The organism is Alistipes timonensis JC136, from assembly GCF_900107675.1.
In the GTDB taxonomy this organism is placed as follows: Bacteria; Bacteroidota; Bacteroidia; order Bacteroidales; family Rikenellaceae; genus Alistipes; species Alistipes timonensis.
The window spans coordinates 1-21,106 of sequence record NZ_FNRI01000014.1 but is presented as its reverse complement, the minus strand read 5'-3'; the positions used below and the strand labels follow the sequence as shown (position 1 = coordinate 21,106).

Annotated in this window: 20 protein-coding genes, 1 tRNA gene and 1 pseudogene; 5 read left to right on the top strand and 17 right to left on the bottom strand. The window is 48.9% G+C overall.

All coding sequences use genetic code 11. The annotated features are described in order from the left end of the window. From BLU78_RS13770 to BLU78_RS13730, 9 genes are all read right to left on the bottom strand, one after another. Window positions 1–116: sugar phosphate nucleotidyltransferase (locus BLU78_RS13770; protein ID WP_244886515.1), on the bottom strand; the 116-nt coding region annotated here is incomplete at its 3' end. Window positions 117–124: 8 nt separating this feature from the next. Continuing rightward, window positions 125–1,243 (bottom strand): Wzz/FepE/Etk N-terminal domain-containing protein, encoded by a 1,119-nt coding sequence (locus BLU78_RS13765; RefSeq protein WP_020692125.1) that lies wholly within the window; start codon window positions 1,241–1,243, stop codon window positions 125–127. 1 nt (window position 1,244) lies between these two features. Beyond that, entirely contained in the window at window positions 1,245–3,641 is a 2,397-nt protein-coding gene (locus BLU78_RS13760) for an SLBB domain-containing protein (RefSeq protein WP_231290772.1), read from the bottom strand. A 119-nt stretch (window positions 3,642–3,760) separates the two neighbouring features. Continuing rightward, the gene (locus BLU78_RS13755) at window positions 3,761–4,927 is read right to left on the bottom strand and encodes an MraY family glycosyltransferase (RefSeq protein ID WP_026020667.1); all 1,167 of its coding nucleotides are present in this window, start codon (window positions 4,925–4,927) and stop codon (window positions 3,761–3,763) included. A 64-nt stretch (window positions 4,928–4,991) separates the two neighbouring features. Next, window positions 4,992–5,846: a hypothetical protein gene (locus BLU78_RS13750; protein ID WP_010261139.1), complete on the bottom strand. Its 855-nt coding sequence runs from the start codon at window positions 5,844–5,846 to the stop codon at window positions 4,992–4,994. A gap of 123 nt (window positions 5,847–5,969) precedes the next feature. Beyond that, window positions 5,970–6,521 carry a UpxY family transcription antiterminator gene (locus BLU78_RS13745; RefSeq protein WP_010261141.1) on the bottom strand — a complete coding sequence of 184 codons (552 nt, stop codon included), beginning with the start codon at window positions 6,519–6,521 and terminating at the stop codon, window positions 5,970–5,972. An 885-nt stretch (window positions 6,522–7,406) separates the two neighbouring features. Further along, window positions 7,407–7,733, bottom strand: coding sequence for a helix-turn-helix domain-containing protein (locus BLU78_RS13740; protein ID WP_010261152.1), 327 nt, complete (start codon window positions 7,731–7,733; stop codon window positions 7,407–7,409). Between the two features lie 2 nt (window positions 7,734–7,735). Then, window positions 7,736–7,867 (bottom strand): hypothetical protein, encoded by a 132-nt coding sequence (locus tag BLU78_RS14275; RefSeq protein ID WP_390620236.1) that lies wholly within the window; start codon window positions 7,865–7,867, stop codon window positions 7,736–7,738. A gap of 160 nt (window positions 7,868–8,027) precedes the next feature. After that, window positions 8,028–8,447: a DUF3408 domain-containing protein gene (locus BLU78_RS13730; RefSeq protein WP_026020669.1), complete on the bottom strand. Its 420-nt coding sequence runs from the start codon at window positions 8,445–8,447 to the stop codon at window positions 8,028–8,030. A 605-nt stretch (window positions 8,448–9,052) separates the two neighbouring features. On the opposite strand from BLU78_RS13730, the pseudogene BLU78_RS14270 reads away from it, so the two are divergent. Together BLU78_RS14270 and mobB are read left to right on the top strand one after the other, a co-directional pair. Then, a pseudogene (locus tag BLU78_RS14270) lies at window positions 9,053–9,454 on the top strand (plasmid mobilization protein). Then, on the top strand, window positions 9,439–10,887 hold the full coding sequence (mobB, locus tag BLU78_RS13720) for a conjugal transfer protein MobB (RefSeq protein ID WP_026020670.1): 1,449 nt from the start codon (window positions 9,439–9,441) through the stop codon (window positions 10,885–10,887). The pseudogene BLU78_RS14270 and the gene mobB overlap by 16 nt, the downstream one beginning before the upstream one ends. An 88-nt stretch (window positions 10,888–10,975) precedes the next feature. Here the strand turns inward: mobB and BLU78_RS13715 are convergent, their stop codons facing one another. Together BLU78_RS13715 and BLU78_RS13710 are read right to left on the bottom strand one after the other, a co-directional pair. After that, complete coding sequence (locus BLU78_RS13715) at window positions 10,976–11,470, bottom strand: hypothetical protein (RefSeq protein WP_010261158.1); 495 nt, start codon at window positions 11,468–11,470, stop codon at window positions 10,976–10,978. Window positions 11,471–11,506: 36 nt separating this feature from the next. Next, window positions 11,507–12,088 carry a hypothetical protein gene (locus tag BLU78_RS13710; protein WP_010261160.1) on the bottom strand — a complete coding sequence of 194 codons (582 nt, stop codon included), beginning with the start codon at window positions 12,086–12,088 and terminating at the stop codon, window positions 11,507–11,509. Between the two features lie 871 nt (window positions 12,089–12,959). Between BLU78_RS13710 and BLU78_RS13705 the strand changes: the two genes are divergently transcribed. Next, entirely contained in the window at window positions 12,960–13,154 is a 195-nt protein-coding gene (locus BLU78_RS13705) for a helix-turn-helix domain-containing protein (RefSeq protein WP_074712153.1), read from the top strand. A 74-nt stretch (window positions 13,155–13,228) separates the two neighbouring features. Here the strand turns inward: BLU78_RS13705 and BLU78_RS13700 are convergent, their stop codons facing one another. The 3 genes from BLU78_RS13700 to BLU78_RS13690 all read right to left on the bottom strand — a co-directional run bounded on the left by BLU78_RS13700 (window position 13,229) and on the right by BLU78_RS13690 (window position 16,512). Continuing rightward, window positions 13,229–14,452, bottom strand: coding sequence for a site-specific integrase (locus BLU78_RS13700; RefSeq protein WP_026020672.1), 1,224 nt, complete (start codon window positions 14,450–14,452; stop codon window positions 13,229–13,231). Between the two features lie 279 nt (window positions 14,453–14,731). Further along, window positions 14,732–14,807: transfer RNA gene (locus BLU78_RS13695), tRNA-Gly, on the bottom strand. Between the two features lie 937 nt (window positions 14,808–15,744). Further along, window positions 15,745–16,512, bottom strand: a complete 768-nt coding sequence (locus BLU78_RS13690; protein ID WP_074712151.1) for a DUF4595 domain-containing protein — start codon at window positions 16,510–16,512, stop codon at window positions 15,745–15,747. 444 nt (window positions 16,513–16,956) lie between these two features. Between BLU78_RS13690 and BLU78_RS14040 the strand changes: the two genes are divergently transcribed. After that, window positions 16,957–17,805, top strand: coding sequence for a hypothetical protein (locus tag BLU78_RS14040; RefSeq protein ID WP_143029417.1), 849 nt, complete (start codon window positions 16,957–16,959; stop codon window positions 17,803–17,805). A gap of 183 nt (window positions 17,806–17,988) precedes the next feature. On the opposite strand, the gene BLU78_RS13680 is transcribed toward BLU78_RS14040, so the two are convergent. Next, window positions 17,989–18,285, bottom strand: a complete 297-nt coding sequence (locus BLU78_RS13680; protein WP_010261169.1) for a hypothetical protein — start codon at window positions 18,283–18,285, stop codon at window positions 17,989–17,991. 96 nt (window positions 18,286–18,381) lie between these two features. Between BLU78_RS13680 and BLU78_RS13675 the strand changes: the two genes are divergently transcribed. Further along, window positions 18,382–18,981 carry a hypothetical protein gene (locus BLU78_RS13675; protein WP_074712149.1) on the top strand — a complete coding sequence of 200 codons (600 nt, stop codon included), beginning with the start codon at window positions 18,382–18,384 and terminating at the stop codon, window positions 18,979–18,981. Between the two features lie 132 nt (window positions 18,982–19,113). Here the strand turns inward: BLU78_RS13675 and BLU78_RS13670 are convergent, their stop codons facing one another. Both BLU78_RS13670 and BLU78_RS13665 read right to left on the bottom strand, forming a co-directional pair. After that, complete coding sequence (locus BLU78_RS13670) at window positions 19,114–20,166, bottom strand: hypothetical protein (protein ID WP_231290774.1); 1,053 nt, start codon at window positions 20,164–20,166, stop codon at window positions 19,114–19,116. Window positions 20,167–20,454: 288 nt separating this feature from the next. Then, entirely contained in the window at window positions 20,455–20,781 is a 327-nt protein-coding gene (locus BLU78_RS13665) for a hypothetical protein (protein ID WP_020692117.1), read from the bottom strand. Between the last annotated feature and the right edge of the window lie 325 nt (window positions 20,782–21,106).

The following is a 21,106-nucleotide window of genomic DNA, read 5'->3' as shown; positions in this document are numbered from 1 at the left end:
GACAGCGGATAATAGACCATCGGCTTGTCGTAGACCGGTAGCAATTGTTTGCTAACCCCCTTGGTGATCGGGTAAAGACGCGTGCCCGAACCGCCTGCCAATACGATGCCTTTCATAACTCGCGCTATATCGAATCGTCGTTTTTTTTCTGTTTCCCGAACGCTCCGACGAACTCCCGTCCGAAAAGCAACCATGCTGCGGCCGCAGCCCCGGCCAGGAACACGCACCCCACGAGAATCATCATCTTGGAGGGTTTCGAGGGTTTCAACGGCACCGTCGCAGGCTGTACCACGGCGTAGACCGGAGTCGATTCCTGAACCTTTGCCCTGGCCAGCTGCAACTGCTGCGCCGTCTGGTTGTAGAGGCTGTAAGCCAGCGACATCTCATTCTGCAGACGCTCCTCCTCCGTGCGGAAACTCCGCCGCGACAACGACTGATTCTGGTCCATATACTGCGCGTAGCGCTGCTGCGCCGCATAGTACTTCCCCTGCGCCTCGTCGAACAGACGTTGCGTGAACTCCAGGTCATGCCGAGCCTTGTCCGTACGGTACTGCGTGATGTGGTTCTGCAAATTCTGCATCACCGTATCCGTCAGCGTCGCAGCGATCAGCGGGTCCTGCATCGTCACCGACAGCGACACAACCATCGTCTTCTTATCCACGCTCGCGGCAATACGCTCCTGAAGCGATTTCACCACCTCGCTGTCCTTTTTGGTCAGCCGGAACGGATCTACGGGACCTTCATTCGCCGGTTCCTCCGCCCGGAACAGCCCCATGAACCACTCCAGCGCCTTGAACGGAGCCGCAACAACCGCGCTCCACCACGGGCTCCGCAGCTCTTCCGAAACGTACGCCCGGAGGGGCATGGCCGTCAGGCCCTTTTGGTCGGTGACCTCCACATCGAACAGCTCCGTCATAAACGGCACCGACTGCACGATATCCGGATACAACTCCGGGGACATCGCATCCGCCGAATTCATGCTTCCGACATTGATGCCGGCCATCGAAGCCAGCGAACTCAGACCTCCCAGCGACGTCTTGCCGCCTTGGATCTCAGGGGCCAGCTTCACCGTAACCGTATACTCCTTCGGGATGCTGAACCCGATGACAAGCCCCGCGAGCGCGCCCGCGAGACACCATTTGACGATCATCCGGCGACCCTGCCAGAGTTTCTGAGCCAATTCGATCAGGTCGATCTCCTGATCCGCACCCATCGGCTGCTGTTGTAGGTTGTTCGGTTCCATCTTATTTCGTCATGTTTGCGATCGACGCCGCCATCGTGCCGATAGACGCCGCAGAGGTCGTGAGACCCAGAATTTCAGAAATGCCAATGCCCTTGCGCTCGCGTTTCGACGGAACGATGATCTCACAGCCCGGTTCGACCTTCGCATTACCCTTCACGCGTGCGACCCGGCCGTTCAGATAAACGATATAGGCTTTGCTGCGCTTGGCCCGGGCCCCGTAGCCGCCCGCCTGCGCGATGTAATATTTCACCCGCTTGTCCTTCATATAGACCGTCGTATTGGGATACATCACGTCTCCGTTGATCTTCACCGTGCTCACATACTCCGGAACGATCAGGCGGTCACCCTCGCGCAGCACCATGTCGTAGTCCGAACCGGGGTTCGACAGCGCCTTGTCCAGTTCGATACCAACCGTATAGTAATCGTCCGTCTGCAGTTTTTCCAACGATACCGAGTCCGCACCGCGATTCTGACGTGCGGCTCGAAGCGCAGCGTCGCGCACGGCACGCTCCTCCTCGTTCAGACGACGGATCAGACGGCCTCCGCGCACATAGGCGTCGTCCGTGATGCCACCCGCACGCTTGATGAGGTCCGACAGCCGCTCGTTTTTCTTTATCAACGTGTAACCGCCCGAGAAGACGACCTCGCCTTCGAGCCGGACCCGCTGCTGGGACTGATAGCCCGGACTCCGGCGAACCTCCACCACGTCGAACGGCGCCAGTTCGAAACCCGCATCTCCATCCACCACAAGGCCCTCTTTCAGCGAGAACGTATAGACCTTGCCCACGTCGTTCGACGGTGTCGTACTCTTCGCGTCTTTCAACCGGCGCGCGACCTCCACCCGAACCGTAGAGGCGCCGTCCAGAAGACCTCCGGCCTGCATGATAAGGTCCTCGAGCGTCGTATGCTCCGCATACGGGTACACTCCCGGGCGGGCGACCTCGCCGCCGATCGTGAAACCGCCGCGGTCTTCCAGGTCATGGACACTCGACACGATCAATATGTCGTTACGCCGCAAGGCAATATCGGCCAGACGCCCCGAAAGAACTCCCGCCAGGTTCACGGCCACGACCTCCGGGGTAAGGTCCTCCTTCTCCCGAAGCAGCTGCGCACGACCCAGGAAAGCATCCTCACGAGGGCCCTCCGCGCTCCCGACCAACTCCCGGACCGTACCGCGCCCCTCGCAAAGCTCGTACATGCCGGGACGATAGACTGCCCCCTGCACCTCCACACGGTTCGCATAGCGGTCCAGCGTCCGCCCGACAGCAACCGAGTCCCCGTCCATCAGCGCAAAAGTCCCGTAGCCGACGCTGTCCACGTTAAACAACTCGTGCTCGCGTCCCGCGGTGCGCACCACGCGGACCTCACGTCCGTAGGCATCGCCCGTGAAGCCCCCGGCATAAGACAACAGCTGCGTAAGCGACTCCCCGGCTTCCAGCTCGTAGCGCATCGGGCGTTTGATGCGCCCCGTGACCTCCACCAGAAGATCGTACGGCGGAACCAGCACGATATCGCCCTCTTCCAGACGGATGTCGTCTTTCGAATCCCCGTCGAAAAGGTACTTGTAAACGTCAACGGAAGCGATCTCCCGACCGCCGCGAAGCACCCGGATATTGCGCAGGGTACCGATGTCTGTAATACCACCGGCTTTGTACAGCGCATGGAAGACCGTGGCGAACGACGACAGGCGGTATGTGCCAGGGGTTGCGACCTCTCCCAGAATGTTCACCTGAATCGTCCGCAGCTGACCCAGCGTAACCCGGATATCCGACGAGGGAGCCTCACCCGAAACGCCCGCATATTTCCGTGAGAAAAGACCGCGAAGGCGGTCGTTGGCTGCGTTGATCGTAAGCCCGTTCAGGTAGACCGGACCCAGTTGATCGACCATGATATTGCCCTCCGGGGAGATGGTACCCCGGATGTGGTCCTCGTTCTCGCCCCAGATGTCGATGATAACCTCGTCGCCCGGGCCCAGCTTATAGTTTTCAGGGGTCGCAAGGTTCGAGTTCGGCTCGAACGTTAGAGACTGACCCGTGAAGACGTCGTGACCGAAAATACGGACCCGGGGAGAGGTTCGCACAGGAGTGCTTTCGAGCTTTGAACTATCCGGATACTGGAGCGCTCCGGAAACATGAGACGCCGACCCGAACCCATCCCGAGATTCAGTGCTGACGGTGCGAAGACGAGAACCCACAGAAACATCCGAAACGGCAGAACCCGAAACGGAGCCTGTCGATCCCGACGACGAATAACTGTTCCGAAGACGCGACAACTGGTCCACACTCACGCCCCGGGCAAGCAGCTCCTTGCCGATCTGCTGGTCGCTCTTGCCGCTCTGTTTACCTTCCAGAGCATATTTCACAACCGCCTCGTCGCTCATCTGGGCATAGGTGGACATACAAAGTCCGGTCAACAAGAAACACAAGAAGAGCAAGCGCCCTTTTTCTGATATTCCGCACATGATAATTCTTTATATTCTTTCTGTTTGATGAATTCGTGACTGAACGTGCCGCCGGCTCAAAGCCGGTCCACAAGTTTCTGGATACGGATGAAGGTCGGGGTACGGCTCAGATGCATCCGATAACCCAGACGGCGCATGAAACGCAGCAGGCGCGTCCGGTGCCGCAAGTGCCATTCGAGGAAATGATACAGCCCGAACGTGACCAGGAGCCCCATCCCTACGACGGCATAAAGCTGCACCGAAAGCGAAGCGCCCGCCTCCATCAGCGCCCACCAGCAGAACACCACCGACGTATTCAACAGCACGATCGCGAGCATCGTAGCCGCATGCGACGCCCCCAGCGAGATGAACATGTGGTGCAGGTGGGTCTTGTCGGGCCGGAACGGCGACGTGCCCCGCAGTATCCGCGAGAACATGACCCGCAGCGTATCGAAAACCGGAATGCACAGGACTGCCAGCGAAAAGGGAATCAGTCCCACCTCGGGACCCACATAAGCTCCGCACGCCGAACCGCTGCGCAGCGTTTCGATGACGAAGACCGTGATGACGACTCCCATGACAAGCGTTCCGCCGTCGCCGATGAACATTTTAGAGGTCTTGCCGAAAACATTGTGCAGAAAAAACGGAATCAGCGCGCCGACAGAAACGACGGCCAAAATCGTCATTTTCATATCGCCCGACAGGTAGAACAGCGTTCCGAACATCGTACAGGCCGTAATGCAGTAACCCGACGAAAGCCCGTTGACACCGTCGATCAGGTTGATGGCATTGATAATGCCCACCGCCGCAACGACCGTCAGCGGAACAGCGACCCAGCCGGGAAGCATCCCCACACCCCATAAGCCGTGAAAATCGTCCAGAAGATAACCTCCGTTGAAGATCAGCAGAAGGGCGACGAAGAATTCGACCATGAACCGCAACGCCGGAGAAAGACTCAGTATGTCGTCCATCGTTCCGATATAGAGCATGATCATCATGGCCATAATCACGATCAGCATCCCGGCATAGTTCACAACCCCGCACACGCTGACGTAACCGATGACGATGCCGAAGAATACGGCGATACCGCCCAGAACCGGGACCGGCTGACGCTGCAACTTCCGGCCGTCGGGAACATCCACGAGATTCTTCATCAGCGCGATCTTGACCAAACGGGGATGAATCCAACTGACAATCAACAACGAGATTATCAGGGACAATAACACAGAGTACTGAGGTGTCATACTTCGCAAATTGAAATTTTACCAGAAATAATTCGATAATCCTCTTCCATCAAATCCCACGTCGTCAGGAGGCAACCGCCTCCTGCTGAACTTCCCCCATTATTTTCTCGCACAGGGAGCAGACCCGGTAAGACAGCGCATAAAGCCGCTCGTCGCTGTCGTCGGGATATATCCCGCCCAACACAGATATCCGGTCCGCAACGACCCCGGCCGTCCGGCGATCTATCGGATAGGCATTCCCGTCCATGGCAGCATCGTACAGCCGCCCCAAAACGTGCAGCGGAACCATTTCCCGACCGGCCAAAGCCCGGGAGTAGAATTCAAAAGCCATCCTGACCGTTTCGTCACAGGTCGTATCGAGGAACATATAGGAGTTTCTGTTCATGACGCCGATACGTTCCAGCGCTTCGAGATCGCCGACACCTTCCCAACCCTTGTCCGCAGAGAATGCCGAAGCCCACTCCCGGACGGTCGTCTTCAGGAACAGAAACCACTCGTCGTCCTCCGGAAGCGAGAAATAAAAATAATCCAGGATACAGCGGCAGATCCCCGTGCGGATCAGCCCCTCCTCCCGGATCGCCGTCTGAAAATAACGGCGGAACAGTTCCAGCGCCAGCGTATCCCACGACCGGCGTTTGTCGGAATCGGGAATTACGACCGTATCGGTCATCAACTGATACATGCAGGAGAGCAGTTCGCTGCGCTCTTCACCCATTCCGCTCCCTTCGACCTTGCGCCGCATAACCTTGAAAAGAGCGCTCCCGGCCTCGCTCAGCCCGCGGCTCCCGGAAAACTCCCGCTCCAACTGTCCGCAGCAGAACACAGCGCGGTAGAGCGCCATGTAAGCGCGTGCCAGCGACAGCAGGCGTTCGCTGCTGTCCGACACTCCCGGACGAACGGCCCGCAATTTCGTGTACAATGATTTCAATTCGGAAATTTCCATACACCAAAGTCCGTTATCCCCGAGATTGCGGGAACGACAGACCGATAATCTGTAAATAGAATAGATTTGAAACGATCCGGGAACCCCGGAACTGCGGTCTTAAACGACCTCTTCGATCTTCTGCAAAAAGCAGTTCGGAATAAACGAGGTGGCCACGGCGCAAATTCCCGTGATGGAGACAATCAGCCTCCGCCTCCCCTTGATCCGCTTAATATACCCTTCGGCGCCCTTGAAAACCCCGCCCGTAACACGAACGCGGTCGCCTATTCCGTAAACGATGCTGTCACCTCCGAAATAATCCAGTCCGGCCGCTCCCGACGAAGTGACGAGCCTGAACATATCCATCTCATATTCCGAAATCAGGGAGGGGACCTTCTTCCACTTCTCATTTACATAGGTATACAGCATCACACGTCCCCGCAGTGTCGTTTGCAGGTCCTTGGCATATTCTTCCGTAGCGCGGAAGAACATCAACGACGGAATGACCGTCCGCCGCACCTGTTTCCTGACGCCGCGAACCTCCACCGTAACTATTTCACAAGGGATATAGCTTTCCACGCCGTCGGCGGAAAGCAAAGTTTCTATTTCGAATACTTTGTTGAAAAAGACTTTCAACCCGTACCAATGTATGCATTCGGTGCCGGTTGCCATGTTAACATACGGACATTCCTCGTATTCCCCCGTGTCCGGGAATCGGTTCCCCAGCCACGCAGCATACGAAGACTATCATGTTGAGCTTCAACGCTATCATTGAATTCATTTGCCGGGTCCATTCCTAAATCTAAGACGGAACCGTAACTTAATGTATGGTCTCTGTATAAGAGATAGCAGGTATATGTAATGTGTTGATAACGAGTGTAAAATAGATGCAAATCGACATAAGAATCAATGTTTTTTGATAAATGGCCGTAATGTGCGACCGGAAAGCACTTATCGTTGTATAGACTCGATCTAACGTGTGATAATGGGCTCTTCGATACGGCAAATTGTAATAAACTGATAATCAGTGTGTAATTTTTTAGGGGGGGGGTATTTTTTATTCGAAAACCACTGAATGATTTGGCCGTTCAGGGAAAAGTAATTACATTTGCGCGTCAAGCGTATGGTTTCTTATACAGAGATATCAAATCTAAAATACGCTATAACCCCGTAAATAAGCCTCATAGCCCAAAAGTAAACCCGTCGGTATTCGCAACGGGCCTATGTCATCGAGAGTTATACCGTGAAAAAGTCGTTCGAAGGCTATTAACGCAACACAATAGACATTTGCGACGCGAACAGCAACAAAAAAATAAGTTGATAATCGAATGATTATCAACTTATTGCCTTGAGCGGAAAACGGAGCTTCATCCGCTTGTGGAAGTCGCTGTATATCAGTTATTTTGCAAAAGAACTAAATCATTGTACCACACTTTGGCTTTGCGCGAAAAGCATTGGTTTGCTCGCCTATATTAAGGCTCTCAACGTAATACAAAGATAAACAATCTATTTGAATAAAACAACCCGGTCGGATTAACGACCGGGTTGTTTGTCCTGTTAAGGTTTCGGGATAGCTGGTTTATAATAATTCTGCTCCAACATCTCCTTGATTTTGGATTCAGGGTAGACAATACTCCCTCCTATTGAGAAAAAGGGTATTATCCCCTTATCCCGATAGTTTTGTAATGCCCGTCGGCTGATATGGAACAGGTCCATCACCTGCTCGGTTGTGAAATACCGCTCGTTAAGCAGGCAGGGCCGGACCTCTTTCACAAGTTTGTCGGCAACCTGTACGGTATTCCGCATCGTTGCGATCAATTCTTTGTATTCTGGCGTGTCGCGGGTAATCACGCTGTTGTCGCATAAAATCTTATCTTCTGCCATCGCTACTTCTGTTTGGTCGTGCTTCGGTCGAATACCGCTTTCACATCTTCGGGTTTATAATAGCATTTGTTCCTTATTGTGGTATAGGGCAAAATTCCGCTGTTGCGGTAGTATTGCAGGGTTCGTTTGGAAATATTCAGTCACAGGCAGACCGCGGCATTGTCGATTCATCCCGAATCCCCTGCCGGAAAAAAATATTGTTCCGTTTTTTTCATTCGTTCGTTTAGCCGTTTAGCTTCTGTCTGTATTTCCAGCCATGCCCTTTTTTCGATTAACAGATATTCCATAAAGCTGTTAGATGTTTTTGGTTAATTGATTTAACTTTTCATTTATTTCGTCCCGATAATTCTCCAAATGCTCATAGATTATGTTATTCACAAGCCCCGGAACTGATGTTTTTTTATGTCCGAGAAAGTCATTGATAAGGTTTAACTTATGCCATAGTTCACAATCTATCCGGCAGAACTTTTGCGCTTTGTATTTCCGGGGTTGCAAGAACAACCGTTCATAACTTTCTCTGTTTGCCCCCTTCTCCTTGTCCGTAGGGGCAACCGCTTGCCGGGATCTATCCCCGGCTTCTTGAGGCGGGGTTTTCGGCGAAGATTCCGCGGGTGCTTGTTTCGGGACAAGCTTCGGCGGGGCATCTACTCCGCCAATCAGGTTACGAATGTAATCCTCATCAATCATCTCACGCCGTTTCTGTTTTCTTTCCATGGTTAATTCTCAATTTAGGTGATAAATAAGTTTTATTCATATTATTCTGTGTTCATTGCATGCTTGTTGTGTTATTGCCATGTTGTCCTGTTTTAGTGTTATGCTTTTGCAATGTTGCACTGCTTCGTTATTGCGATGCTGCACCGCTTCATTGTTGCAATGTTGCATTACTTCGTTGTTGCAATATTGTAATGCTTCGATGCTTCAATGTTGCACCGTTTTATCGCTTCGTTGTTGCGCTGTTTCCGTAATCAATTCTCAAAAAACGATTCCGAACCCGGCACAAATTAAAGGGTGAAATCCTCGAAAAGATACCCTTTACGCCCTCGATCTACCTCGATCGCCCTAATTGGCCCGTACCACGAGCCGAAAAAGTCCTTACCTTTGCAGCGGGAGGATTACCAATTCGGTATATAGGTTTTAGGATGGAAAGTCGTTGCCCGCGGCAACTCCTTTTCGTCCCGTGGGGACGGATTTTATTTGCGTAGAGCAAATAGCAAGATATGTTATTGTAATACAACGTGCCTTTTGTATTACACTAACGAAAAACCGAAAAACCGTGCTGGTCAATCTCCCAAGTCGATTAACCTATTAAATATCAGTTTATGGAAAAACAGAAACGGGTCGTAGACCCCAAGAGTTACATGCACACGTTCCGGTTGAACGAACAGCAACAGGTGCAGTTTGAAAAAATGATGTTAAAGGCGGGCCAGCGCAGCCAGTCGAAATTTATCCTCTCCCGTATCTTCGGCTGACCGTTCCGGGTCGTTCAGACCAACAAGGACGCGCACGACTACTACCTGCGCCTGACGAATCTTTACGCCCAAATCCGGGCCGTCGGGGTCAATTACAACCAGACCGTCAAAGCCATCCACACCAATTTCAACGACCGCCGGGCCGTGGCTCTATTGTCACGGCTGGAGAAGCATACCCAAGAACTGACCGTGCTTTTCGGGCAAGTCATTCGTCTGACCGAAGAATTCAATCGCAGATGGTCGGTCGAATAACCAAAGGCGCATCCATTCGCGGCGTATTGGAATACAACGCCAAGAAAGTGCTGAACGGCGAAGCGTCCGTTCTGTACGGGAATCTGGTTTTAGGCGACTGCGAACAGTCCGACACATTCGACATGCGGCGCGCCCTGTTGAGTTTTCAGCCCTACCTCGATACCCGGAAGATCAAAGACCCGGTATTCCATGTATCGCTGAATCCAGCCATCACCGACTGTCTGACCGATGCCCAACTTACGGAGATTGCCCGCGAGTACATGGAGCGCATGGGCTTCGGCGATCAGCCCTACTATGTATTCAAACACCGCGACATCGACCGTGAACACATTCATATCGTTTCGGTGCGCCTGCGCGACGACGGGTCGATAATTTCCGACAGTCAGGACAGGCCCCGGTCGAAAGCGATTTTGCAATCCATCGAACACAGATACGGCTTGCGCCCCGCCGTCAATGGCGAGGAACAGCGGGAGTTCGACACGGCCCGCCGGGTCGAATACGGACGCGACAACCTCAAACAACAAATGAAGTCCACCGTGCGGCTTCTGGCCGAGCAATACCGTTTCGGCTCGATCACCGAGTACCGAACCCTGCTGAACCTCTATAATATCGATCTGGAGGAACGCAAGGGCGAAGCCGACGGCAAACGGTGGAACGGCATCGTCTACACCGCCACCGACGAACGGGGCAAGTGGGTCGGCACACCGATCAAATCCTCGGCCCTGACCCCGAAAGGCGGCTACAAGTTTCTGCAAAAGCAGATCGCCAGAAACGACGCCGACATCAAATCCGAGCAAATTAAGGGTCCCATTCGTGGAACCGTGGCCCGCGCCATGCACCGCGCCCGGACGCAGGGCGAGTTCGTGCGCCTGCTGAAAGCCGACGGCATCGACGCCGTTTTCCGGCAAAACGCCGCAGGCCGCATCACGGGCGCGACGTTCGTAGATCACCGGACGAAAACCGTATTGAACGGCTCCCGGCTCGGTAAGAGTTATTCGGCGAATGTCTTTCAGGAGTTGTTCAATAATCCTCGTGCGGACCGGGCATCGCTGCTGCCGAAACTCTCGGCCCCGGCCCCGGCAACGCTTCGCCAGCAGACGCCGCAGAAGCCCGAAGCGCAACGGCCTGAAGCGACCGTACGGCCACATGTCGTGCCGCCCGCAGCTCCGGCAGCGGAACAGCCGCCCAAGCCCGCCCCGACACCTCCGCGGCAGACGGAGAAGATCCGCACGGAACCGCGCGGATTATCCCCGCAGCCGCACCCGGCGCAGCCCGCACCCCGCGGCATCGGCGAAAGCCTGTTCCATGCCGCGGGCGACCTGCTGGGACAGCTCGCCGAGGACGGTCCCATGTCGCAGGAGGAGTTCGAAGCCATGCGCCGAAATCTTTCGCGCAAGTACAAGCGTCGCCGGAAGCAGAGCCTTTCACGCTAACGCAAAAAGCCGGACGCAACCCGCGTCCGGCTTTTTATTCGTCAGCCCTTTGCCTTACGGCCTGTTTGGCAGTTGTACGATGTCAATACTATGCGGTCGGAGGGTTCGGGTTTGTTTCCTGCGCTTCGATTCGTTCGATGATTGCGTCGTAATTCCCCACGTCGAAAATATCGAACTCGATCAGGGGCCGCCCCGCTTCCCTCATTCCGAAAATGTAATTCAGCAGCAGGATATATACCCTTAAATCCCTGCCCGCGATTTCCATTTCGGCATCGTCGAATGTCGATATATCCCGGTTGAAGCGTTTTTGTAGAACATGGTCGAATACGAACACGGGCAGTTGAGTTTGGGACAACGTATCGTTTTGGCGGGCAAAACTGCGTTTGTATTCCTCCGCCTGCTTCTCGCCCGGCATCAGCCACTTTTTAAGCAGGTCGTCCGGCAGTTCGGTAGACAGAACCCTGTAATGATGCTTACGCAGATAGGCATAACTCTTTTGAAGCAGTATCAGGAACTCCCCCAGAGGGATTACGCTACCCGGAGAAAAGGGGCCGAAAAGTCTGTTCAGCAATTTTCGCAGCATGCAGCGTTCTTGTTATTTCTAAAATCCGGCGGCGTTTCAGCTTACCGGAATTTGGGCATCATCCTCCCCGTTTTGCATTGCGACGATCCGGTCCAATGCTTCTGCCATGTGCTCACTCATGGCAGCCATCATCCGTTCGTCGTAATAGGTGGACAAATCCGTCTCCGGCAGCACGTCCGACATGGCCATCGCCATCAGTTTGGAACTTAATACCGTCAGGTAGATAAGCGGAATATACGGGGGCCTGCTTATCCCGTCGGTCCGCACCGTGATCCGCTGCTGCGGAGCCGCCAGACGCCCCGGTTTTTGGCCTTTTTTCTCGATGTTCCACAGCACGTTCTCTTCGGCCTGCGTGACATAAAGGTTGAATGACAGATCATCGACATACTCCGCCCGGTCGACCCAAAAATCGACGCCGTAATCTTCGGCCGTGGGGTCGGCGCAGATGCCGCAGTCGGGCATGTCGCACATAATGGCCCGCAGGATGATGTTTTTGTCGGCCAGCTCTGCGGACCGCATTCGGCCCAATGCCGCGATGCAGATACTAACCTGCGTCGTGTAAAAGTGGTCGATGGCCCGCAGAACTTTTTCGGAATCGAGGTCGTTTTCGTTCATCATGGAGTTTTACCTTGTTCATCAATGCGTGCGCCGTTTTGCGGATTCGCATGCGGGGGTATCGCTTTGAAAAAAGGGGCGGTTCCGGTTGAACACAGTGACGCAACTTCACTTAATGAAGAATTCAATGCGGAGACCGCCCCCGGCACAGGCTGGAGAACCCGTCCCGTAGATGCCGCGCAAACATGCGTCCCCTTTCCATACGGAGCAGGAGCGCAAGACCAGATTTTAGAGGTGCGACCTCGCAGGCAGGATTTATTAGCTGCACTGAAAGGCGGGATTTGCTTTTTTGCACGGCAAGACCCGGCGTCCGGTTCCATGCCGGAGCCGCCGAAACATACCGATTCCGCCCGGCCCCAAACCGGGAACGGGTGCAATCCGCAGGGACGGAGATAATACGCATGGACGGCAGGACGCAACGGGGTTCCATAGATTCGTGTGGATTGTTGGAAATGCGCCCCGGATAGGCATAAAAAGGGGGCGCGGTGTCAATCTACTACCGTAGGGATTGGGATACCCCGTAATCAATAGATTGTCCTACGCCCTTGCTGCCCTGCTCACATAAAGCAAGCAGGACATAACAAGGACTGACAACATCTATACCTGATTACTATAAAACTCCCAATTTTACGGTAGGTATAAAGGTCGTTTACCTTTATTTTTTTATGTCCGTCGGCTATGCCGAGCTATACAAATGCAAAGTTAGCATAATTTCTGTATTCAGTTTCTATTATTCCATTTACAAATGTAATAAAAAAGACGTAAGTCGGTCTACACAGACCGACTATTATCACAAATAAATTCATTTTTTTGTAAAAATTATAGAATACTGAAACTTCCAGATCAAATATTATTAGATTTAGTTGCTTGTCGGATGCGTGAGATTCGAGAGCAACATAATCATACACAGGAGTTTCTGACAGAAAATGCACATCTGCATCTTTCCCACTATGAACATGGCCGAAAATTGCCGACGTTGGGGACGATTATAAAATTCTGCAAATATTATAATTTATCCCTCAAAGAATTTTTCGGAGAAATGACTTATCCAAAAGAACCAAAGAAATAAACTAATCAAATAAATACCGGGCATCAGAGCAATTTATAACTCCGATGCCCGGTTCTTTATTTTGTTACCGTCGTTCAGTTTGCCGCGGCGAACACTTGGCCGATCTTCTGCATCTCCCGGCCGATAAGCTGTTCCGAGAATTTCGCGTAATGGCGCGTCATATTCGTATTGGAGTGTCCCAGAATCTTCGCCAGCACGTCTATCGGCATTCCGTACTCCACGGCAAGGCAGGCGAACGTGTGGCGGGCGACGTGCGTTGTCAGCGTCTTGTCGATATTGCAGATCGTCGCTATCTCCTTGAGGTAGGCGTTCATCTTGTTGTTGCTCGGTATCGGCAGCATCCGGCCCCGCTCCCGGCAGGTTTTGTCCATTTCGTATTTGCGGAGCAGCGAGATCGTATAAGGAAGCAGCGGAATCCGGCTCATAATGGCCGTTTTCTCTCTCGGTTTGTGAATCCACAGCGTCCCGTTGGCGTCCGCGCCGATATGTTCCGGGCGCAGGTGGTCGGCATCCGTAAAGGCAAGTCCCGTCAGGCAGCAGAATGTGAACACATCCCGGATGCGCTCCAGCCGTTCGTTCGGCATCGGTTTGTTTATCAGCGTTTCCAGTTCGGCCTTTGTCAGGTGGTCCTTATCCTTGTTGTGTTCCGGCTTCATCTTATAGTGCTGGAACGGGTTTTTCTCGATCCACTCGTTGCGGAGCGCGTACAGCATAAAGTTTTTCAGGCAGCACAAGAGATTGACCGCGCCGTTGTTCTTGCAGTTGTGCGCCGTTTGCATAAAGGTATTCAGCCCGTCGATATAGGCGTAATCCACGGCGGTAAGCGGTAGATCGTCCTTTTTGTAGCGTTCCGTGGTGTACTCTTTCAGATAGCGGTACAGGCGGTGATATTTGTTCGCCGTAAGCTGGGTAATCCGCACCCCGACCTCGCCCTGCCGTTTCTCGCAGTACTGGCCGAACTCCGAAAGGAATTGCTTGGATTGGGCCGCGGGGTTTAGCAGCAGGTTTTTGATTTCGATGCAGTTACCCTCGCGCCCTTTACTGATAAGTTCCTGCCTTATCGCCAAAATCCGCGCCCGGTATTCGTTCAGGTAGGCGTTCACCTGCTGGCACAGCTTGTCCCGGCCCGTAGCCCACTCTTTCGACTGGTTCCATCTGTCCGCGGGGACGGAGCATTGGATATACACCTCTTTCGACACCCCGTTCGTGGTAATGCGGGCGAGAATCGGGGCCAGTCCCGCCTTGTTGGTTCGTGCCCTGCGCAGGAAAAAGGTCACGCAAAATCGTTTTCTTTCCATCGTTTAAAATTCAGTTTAGTTTAACAATCCTTACGATTGAAAAGCCCTGAATGTTTGGAGCAAACCGATGTCGTTCAGCGCATTATCACCATTCGCGTGGTACATTTTCGCAACTCGTACCCATGTACCACGATTAAGCACTTTAGTGACCTGCTTTCGTGTGCGTCCATTTGCTATGGCCGGAAAACGAAATAATCCCGCATATCGTTGATATACAGGATTATTTGCTTCTATTTGCGTCGTTTTGCGCAACAAAAAAAGAGGTCATTTCGACCTCTTTGGAGCGGAAAACGGGACTCGGACCCGCGACCTCAACCTTGGCAAGGTTGCGCTCTACCAACTGAGCTATTTCCGCAATCAGCAAATAATCAGCAGTTTACGAGCATTAAAATAGCCATTCCACCCCTCGATGGAGACCCAATGGAGAGTATTTCCACCTCCTGCAAGTGAATAAAATCGTGTTATAAGTTTCTAATTGTCATTGCGTTAAGCTATCGACTATCCATAGCCCAATGTGGAGTGCATTCCCATAAGTGCATAATCTTTTAATTGTGAATGAATTAAGTTAATTGTAAGAGACTAACCGACCCCAACCTCGGTTCAGAAAAAAAGAGGAAATTTCTTTCCTCTCCCCTGCTCTCTCCTTTTAAGAGAGTGTATGTTGCTTTTGTATCTATATGAACTGCTCTAAATATTTCTCTTTGAATCCAGCCAGCGGGAATTTGAATACACCCTGTTTGCCATCCGTTGTCGTATAATCAAATATGACCGTATCACTCTTTATATGGGCATCAAAGAGATTAAGGGTGTGGTTGGACTTGGGAAATGTTATAAGATTAGATAACGGAAGTACAAAAATGCCTGCCTTTCAATCTTGCGGGTCTAACTGAAAGGAGAAACCTGTTATATCCTGCCCTCGTTTGCAGAATCGAATCGCCATATCCTTTTCAGGGTCGATGTCGAGTTCAAAATAATAAGTGAATTTCAATGGTGTAGGTTCTGCTGTTTTGCGTCCTACGAATAGACAGACATTGCATTCCCGTGCGTAAGTTACGGCTTTGGCAACATAGGAGTACTGAATATCATCGACAGTCTCCGTCTTTGTCTCTCATTCAATTTTTGGTGTTTTTCTTTTCATTTTAGCTAAAATTTATATTGTGATTAAATCTTTGATTATGATGTAAATATAGTGAAAATTTATGAAATATGCAAGTAAAATAGAAAGGACAAACTTGTGTGGAGGGTCTAAATGTTAACCCTTTTGCACAAGTCTGTCCCTCTGACTATTTTGTTTAGTAAATCAATTCATAAGACCAAGCACCACCGTCTATTCTTGCAACAGTGCCATCGTTATTTAATGTGTAGACGCCAAGATCATCGCTATCCGATTCTGATCCCCAAACGACATCAACCTTATCAGGTAATTTAGCACTTTGCCTGCCACAGAATCCGAGCAAATCAAGTGGATAAACATCAACAGGAACATAGCCCGAAAAATAAAGTAGGTCAATATTAATGGGTGTAGCTGTTTTAGAATAAGAGATTTTGGCCGTCTCTATTTCGGTATCATCTTCATTGTAATCCTTTGCAGTATATTCTACAAGGTTTCCGTCTCTCCATGTACATTCGCTCACACGTATCCGAGATTCATTATAACTATAACGTTTTTCAACACGTTGCAAATAACCGTTTTTATCATATTCAAGTTTATAATAAATTGCTCCGTCCTTTTCATCATTATCCTCTGTAACTTCTGTTACATAACCATATGAATTCAATTTACATGTATAATTTATATCGCTACCTTTTACAGTTAACGAATTTCCATTGTAGGTAAATTCATAAGAATCATTTCTCAAACCGTCTACTTTTTTAACCCGATTCTCGGAATCATAGGTTATAGTGGTTGTCCATGATTCGTCCCATTCAGCACGAAAGACTATCTGTTTAACCCATTTTTCGGGAGTAGGCGCTTTCCCGCCATTGTCATCATCATCGGAACAAGCCGAGAAAGAAACTGCCGCAAACATAGCGGCCACAATAAGAAACAACTTTTTCATAGTTGCAATAAGTTTAGGTTGTCGCTCTTGCACCTATGCGACGATTAATTTTTGGATCTAATGAAACAGAAAGCGTGGTGCCGAAAACTTATTTTAGTTGAACAGGTCGTAGGAAACCTTATAGCATAAATAAGCAACAGCCCCACGCCTATACCCACGAATGGATATGACGCGGCAAGATGTCTGCCTATTCCCCGCTATAATCGAATTTCCTACGTTCGTTCAACGAGAACAAGCAACACTTTCCGTGTTTGTCGTATGTCCCACAAAGATAGACAAGACAAACTAAAAAGCAAAACATCTTTCCGATTTCTCGGAACTGTTGCAGATTGAATTATAAACTCTTTGGAGTTAATTCAGCGATTAGTTATCTTTGAAATATAATTATAAGAGCGAATAATGTCTTGTAAATATGATTTTAAATCGGACTTAAAAACTGCAATCTTGGATGAAGCATTTCATTTAGGGATAAAAATATCATCTTCAAAATCATTATATGATATTCTCATTGATTATTTAACGATATATCATAAACTTATTCCCAGTAAACCGCGTGATGTTTTTGTTTGCCCTCAATTAAAGGCGGATTTATCAACGCACCCCAAAGCAAAAGAAATAAGAACTATAATTGAGATTGCAAAAAGAGGGGGTAATCTTAACCCGTTTCAAAGTAAACGCCTTTTACAGACAAATTTCCACGATCATATGATTACGGAATGGAATATTTATCATTTTCATCTATCATTAGAACAGGACAAAAAAACAAAATTTGTAAAACAAGTAAATTCTTTACTGTTTGCATATATAGATAATAATAGTATTGCTTTCTTGGGAGTAGAAACACATAAAGATGGGATATTTGGCGATACAAAATGGTGGACTTTACTCCATGATAATTTTCCTCAATTAATCGAAAAATATAAAAATGATGCAAGGGATGTTTATCCACCTTTATCTGCATCAGACAGACAGCAACTTTGGGATAAAGGATATACAACACTTATGGTGAAAGTTAAAGATTGTGTATATTATAGCCCAAACATCGGACGTACCACAAGTGGCCATAACATGGTGGTTATTCGACAAGCTATGTCTATTTTGGATTGGATAGATTCCATTTCAGAGCAACTTGACAAATATTATGATGCAGTATGCAATGCTTTAAAGGTAGAGAGTGCTGTTGCACAATATAAAGTCATTATTTATGGAGAAGATTTAATATTGGCGGAGATGTCAAGTTTACAACAGGTTCTTAAATTTAACGAAGTATTTGATTTGTCAAAATTGAGGTAAAAGGTTTCGACTTTACGCCTGTATAAACTCTGTAATTATAAGTTGCAGATAGTTCAGATATTTAATTATCGACTTTACGCCTACATAAAAATAGAAATTAGGGACTGCAAAATCTTCTCGAACTTGCAACATCCCTAATCTCTGTAATTTACAGTTTTGCTATGTCGATATGCAGGCCGAGTTTTACGCTCCTGCAATCTCCTGTATTGCGGCGTCCATGTAAACAGCCTGTCCGCTGGATTGACGTCCCCACCAATGGCAACCGAGTGCGTCGATTATGACCTCACCCTGCTGTTTGAGTTCCTGTGCCAAGTAAGGCGATACCAGCCACCACTCGAAAACCTCCCCGTCCGTATCGACAAAGGGATACATGTATTCCTCGTCGATTTTACCTGCACGGATCAATTCCTCGACCACCTCGTTCTGTCCATAAAACACATGCAAATCTGCAATGCGTTTTGCCCTTGTTTCTCTGTCCATATTTTTAGGTTTTACATTCAATAAGGGGGAGGGGCTTTAGTAGGGAGTATTCGATTAAATTCAATATATTTGCATATGATTTAACCTATTACTAATATGGAAACGAATTATATTATTATCAATTTTTGTGTGTCAATTCTGGCAGGACTAGGTGCGGGTGCAGGGCTATTCTATATTCTAGGAGAACAATGGATAAAAAATAAATTTACAAAGAGCATTGAAACCTACAAAGCAGAACTTGATAGAAAAAATCGAGAAATACAGTCTTCGCTAGATTTGCAACTAGATCGAATGAGAATCCGATTTGGAGAATTACATAAAGAGCGTATCAATGTGATTAGGAAACTGTATCTTATGATTAATCATTTGAATACAAGTGTTGCATATTTAGCTCTACCTGATGAACTATTACTAGCAAAAAAAATAGATGCCAATGAGCTAATTACTAAAATTCAGTTAAATCATCATACGATTGTTCAATATTTATCAGATAATCAAATATATTTACCTCAATCTCTGGTTGATCGAATAGCAGGGATGGGATATACACTTAATTCGGTTGCAAAATATTTCCAGCAACATGGAAAAAATGCGTCCAAAGAACATATTATCGAAATGAATGAGAAATCGATAAGACCACTATTGAACGCATTGCGAGATGAATTCCGAGAAGTTTTGGGCGTTGAAAAGAAATGATTTCAGTATATTCTCACTTTATAGTTTATTTGTACTTTCACAGTCTCTTTTCCTAATCATCCTATCCCTAATAATGGTCATGCAGGCCGTTGTCTTGCCGTTTATCTTGGGTGTGGTAGTCTTTACCTCGTATCATTTATTGAGGTCTGCGGCCTTTGCTGTCTGCTTTATCCCCAAATCATCGTAAATGCGTTGCAGTTCTGCTTTAACCTTACTTTTGGTAATAGGCGTCTGCTTGGTAAAGGTCGTGTTTACCATCTTCACGATTTTATACTCGGTAGGTGCTGGCTGGCGTTTCATCAGCTCCCGTTTAATATTGCCTACATGGTATTTCAATGCCTGCACCTTGTCCGTTCCCAACTCGTCGTAAGCCTGCTTCACCAACGGATATTTAACAGCTATTTGAGCGCATAAGTCCTCGTGGCTCTCCAATGAAAAGAATGGCTTGGTCGTTTTCAGACGGTGGTATTCATCGAACAGGTCTTTGAATGTAACCCGTGCGTTGGCCTTGTTCTCTATCTTCTCCATAATCTCGCTGAACGTGTGGCGGGTTATCGTGTAGCCATTCCTCTTTAATTCATCTGTAAGGTTTATATAGGTTCTGTAAATATGCCTGCATATCTTGAAATTCACAATATCCATATTAGCGAGGTTCTTATCCACAATAAGGCGGTTATCTTCTATCCTTACATATTGTTCGTTGATATATTTGATTTTCGATAAGGTCTTTTCTCGTGCCGTATCGCTCAACTTGTTTATCTCGTCAGCATAGCTTACCGCCTCTGCAAGCACTTTCTTTGTCGATGCCACGAATTCATCGAGGGTAACATCACGGCTGTACTTGGTCGTAGAATAGACGTGTATAATCTCGCCCTTGTATTTGGAATCCCGTAACCGTCCGCAAATCTGTGTGAACAAGGTCGAAATATCCAACAGCGTGTGGGATTTGTTGCCGTCGCTGACGATGAATGTAACGCCGTTCTCGTCGTAAATATCGCACCCCTCAAAGCAGGTCGAGGTGTAAAAGTTTATCTTCTTCACGGGGTCGGACGGCTGACCGATGGGATAATCCTTGCCTAATTTGCGTTGGTTGTTCTCTCCATTGTCCCCGCTAACTGAACAGACCACTTTAACCTGTTCGGGAGTAAGTTTTGCAAGGTCGATTACTTTTGTAGTAAACTCCACGCTGTTGACGAAGATATGCAGGTTATGGGGTAAGCCTTTATCCAACACCTTGCGGCACTCCTTAACGATATAGTGGGCAGGTTTGGAGGTCTGACGGGAACGGATGTTGACCTCTTGCAGATGCGGTCAGTTGATTTCACAAACAGGCAGGTGTTTTAATTCCTCCAACACATACTCCTGCTCAATAGGGGTAGCTGTCATATAAGTTGCCTTATCGAATTTAGCGGCTTCTGCAAGTAAATTCTTAATGGCATTATGACGGAACGAATAGGAGTTGAACAAAACGTGTCATTCATCTACCAGCAGAAACGTATCTTTATAAGGGTCTATGCCGATACTTTGCAATGCCTTAATGGTTCGTGGCACGGAATCGTATGTAACAGCTATCTTTAATGGGGAATGGTTCTGTGCATAGTCGATAATGTCCTGCTCGGTGATACCCTCGTAAACGCCCAGCACGGAAATATCATCCTTGCGGTAAATGGTCTTGTTCTTTACCAATGCCACATAAGGCATGGCGATAATGGTTGGAATGGAGTTGCGGATAGCCAACTCGGTAGCACCGCATCCTGTCTGCTTCTTGTTGAACAAACAGTTTACAGGAATATCGGTCATTCACGGTTTATTGGTTTCCTTGTTGATTTCTCCCAAATAAGTTACTCCAGCGGGAGCGTCGATAACTCAATTTTGATTGGCAATGTTATTTGTATTCATACTTATAAATGTTTGATTGTTAATATATCTCTTTTCTAAAATCTTCTATCTCTATTATCTTCCATATTTTTTAATCCTGTAATTGTATTTATAAAGGAAATCTTCATTTCGTACTCAAAAAATGTGGTAACCGATAAATGAAGAACAGTTTTAATCACGAAAAATAGATTCATCAACCAAGTAAGATGAATACTTTTTTTAGCGATATTTTTTTACACACAAAAAT

What these genes read in the sequence shown, in the direction of transcription:
- BLU78_RS13765 (WP_020692125.1), bottom strand. Translation starts at nt 1,243, where the DNA reads ATGGAACCGAACAACCTACAACAGCAGCCGATGGGTGCGGATCAGGAG.
- BLU78_RS13760 (WP_231290772.1), bottom strand. Translation starts at nt 3,641, where the DNA reads ATGTCCACCTATGCCCAGATGAGCGACGAGGCGGTTGTGAAATATGCT.
- BLU78_RS13755 (WP_026020667.1), bottom strand. Translation starts at nt 4,927, where the DNA reads ATGACACCTCAGTACTCTGTGTTATTGTCCCTGATAATCTCGTTGTTG.
- BLU78_RS13745 (WP_010261141.1), bottom strand. Translation starts at nt 6,521, where the DNA reads ATGGCAACCGGCACCGAATGCATACATTGGTACGGGTTGAAAGTCTTT.
- BLU78_RS13740 (WP_010261152.1), bottom strand. Translation starts at nt 7,733, where the DNA reads ATGGCAGAAGATAAGATTTTATGCGACAACAGCGTGATTACCCGCGAC.
- BLU78_RS13730 (WP_026020669.1), bottom strand. Translation starts at nt 8,447, where the DNA reads ATGGAAAGAAAACAGAAACGGCGTGAGATGATTGATGAGGATTACATT.
- mobB (WP_026020670.1), top strand. Translation starts at nt 9,439, where the DNA reads ATGGTCGGTCGAATAACCAAAGGCGCATCCATTCGCGGCGTATTGGAA.
- BLU78_RS13715 (WP_010261158.1), bottom strand. Translation starts at nt 11,470, where the DNA reads ATGCTGCGAAAATTGCTGAACAGACTTTTCGGCCCCTTTTCTCCGGGT.
- BLU78_RS13710 (WP_010261160.1), bottom strand. Translation starts at nt 12,088, where the DNA reads ATGATGAACGAAAACGACCTCGATTCCGAAAAAGTTCTGCGGGCCATC.
- BLU78_RS13705 (WP_074712153.1), top strand. Translation starts at nt 12,960, where the DNA reads ATGCGTGAGATTCGAGAGCAACATAATCATACACAGGAGTTTCTGACA.
- BLU78_RS13700 (WP_026020672.1), bottom strand. Translation starts at nt 14,452, where the DNA reads ATGGAAAGAAAACGATTTTGCGTGACCTTTTTCCTGCGCAGGGCACGA.
- BLU78_RS13690 (WP_074712151.1), bottom strand. Translation starts at nt 16,512, where the DNA reads ATGAAAAAGTTGTTTCTTATTGTGGCCGCTATGTTTGCGGCAGTTTCT.
- BLU78_RS13680 (WP_010261169.1), bottom strand. Translation starts at nt 18,285, where the DNA reads ATGGACAGAGAAACAAGGGCAAAACGCATTGCAGATTTGCATGTGTTT.
- BLU78_RS13675 (WP_074712149.1), top strand. Translation starts at nt 18,382, where the DNA reads ATGGAAACGAATTATATTATTATCAATTTTTGTGTGTCAATTCTGGCA.
- BLU78_RS13665 (WP_020692117.1), bottom strand. Translation starts at nt 20,781, where the DNA reads ATGACCGATATTCCTGTAAACTGTTTGTTCAACAAGAAGCAGACAGGA.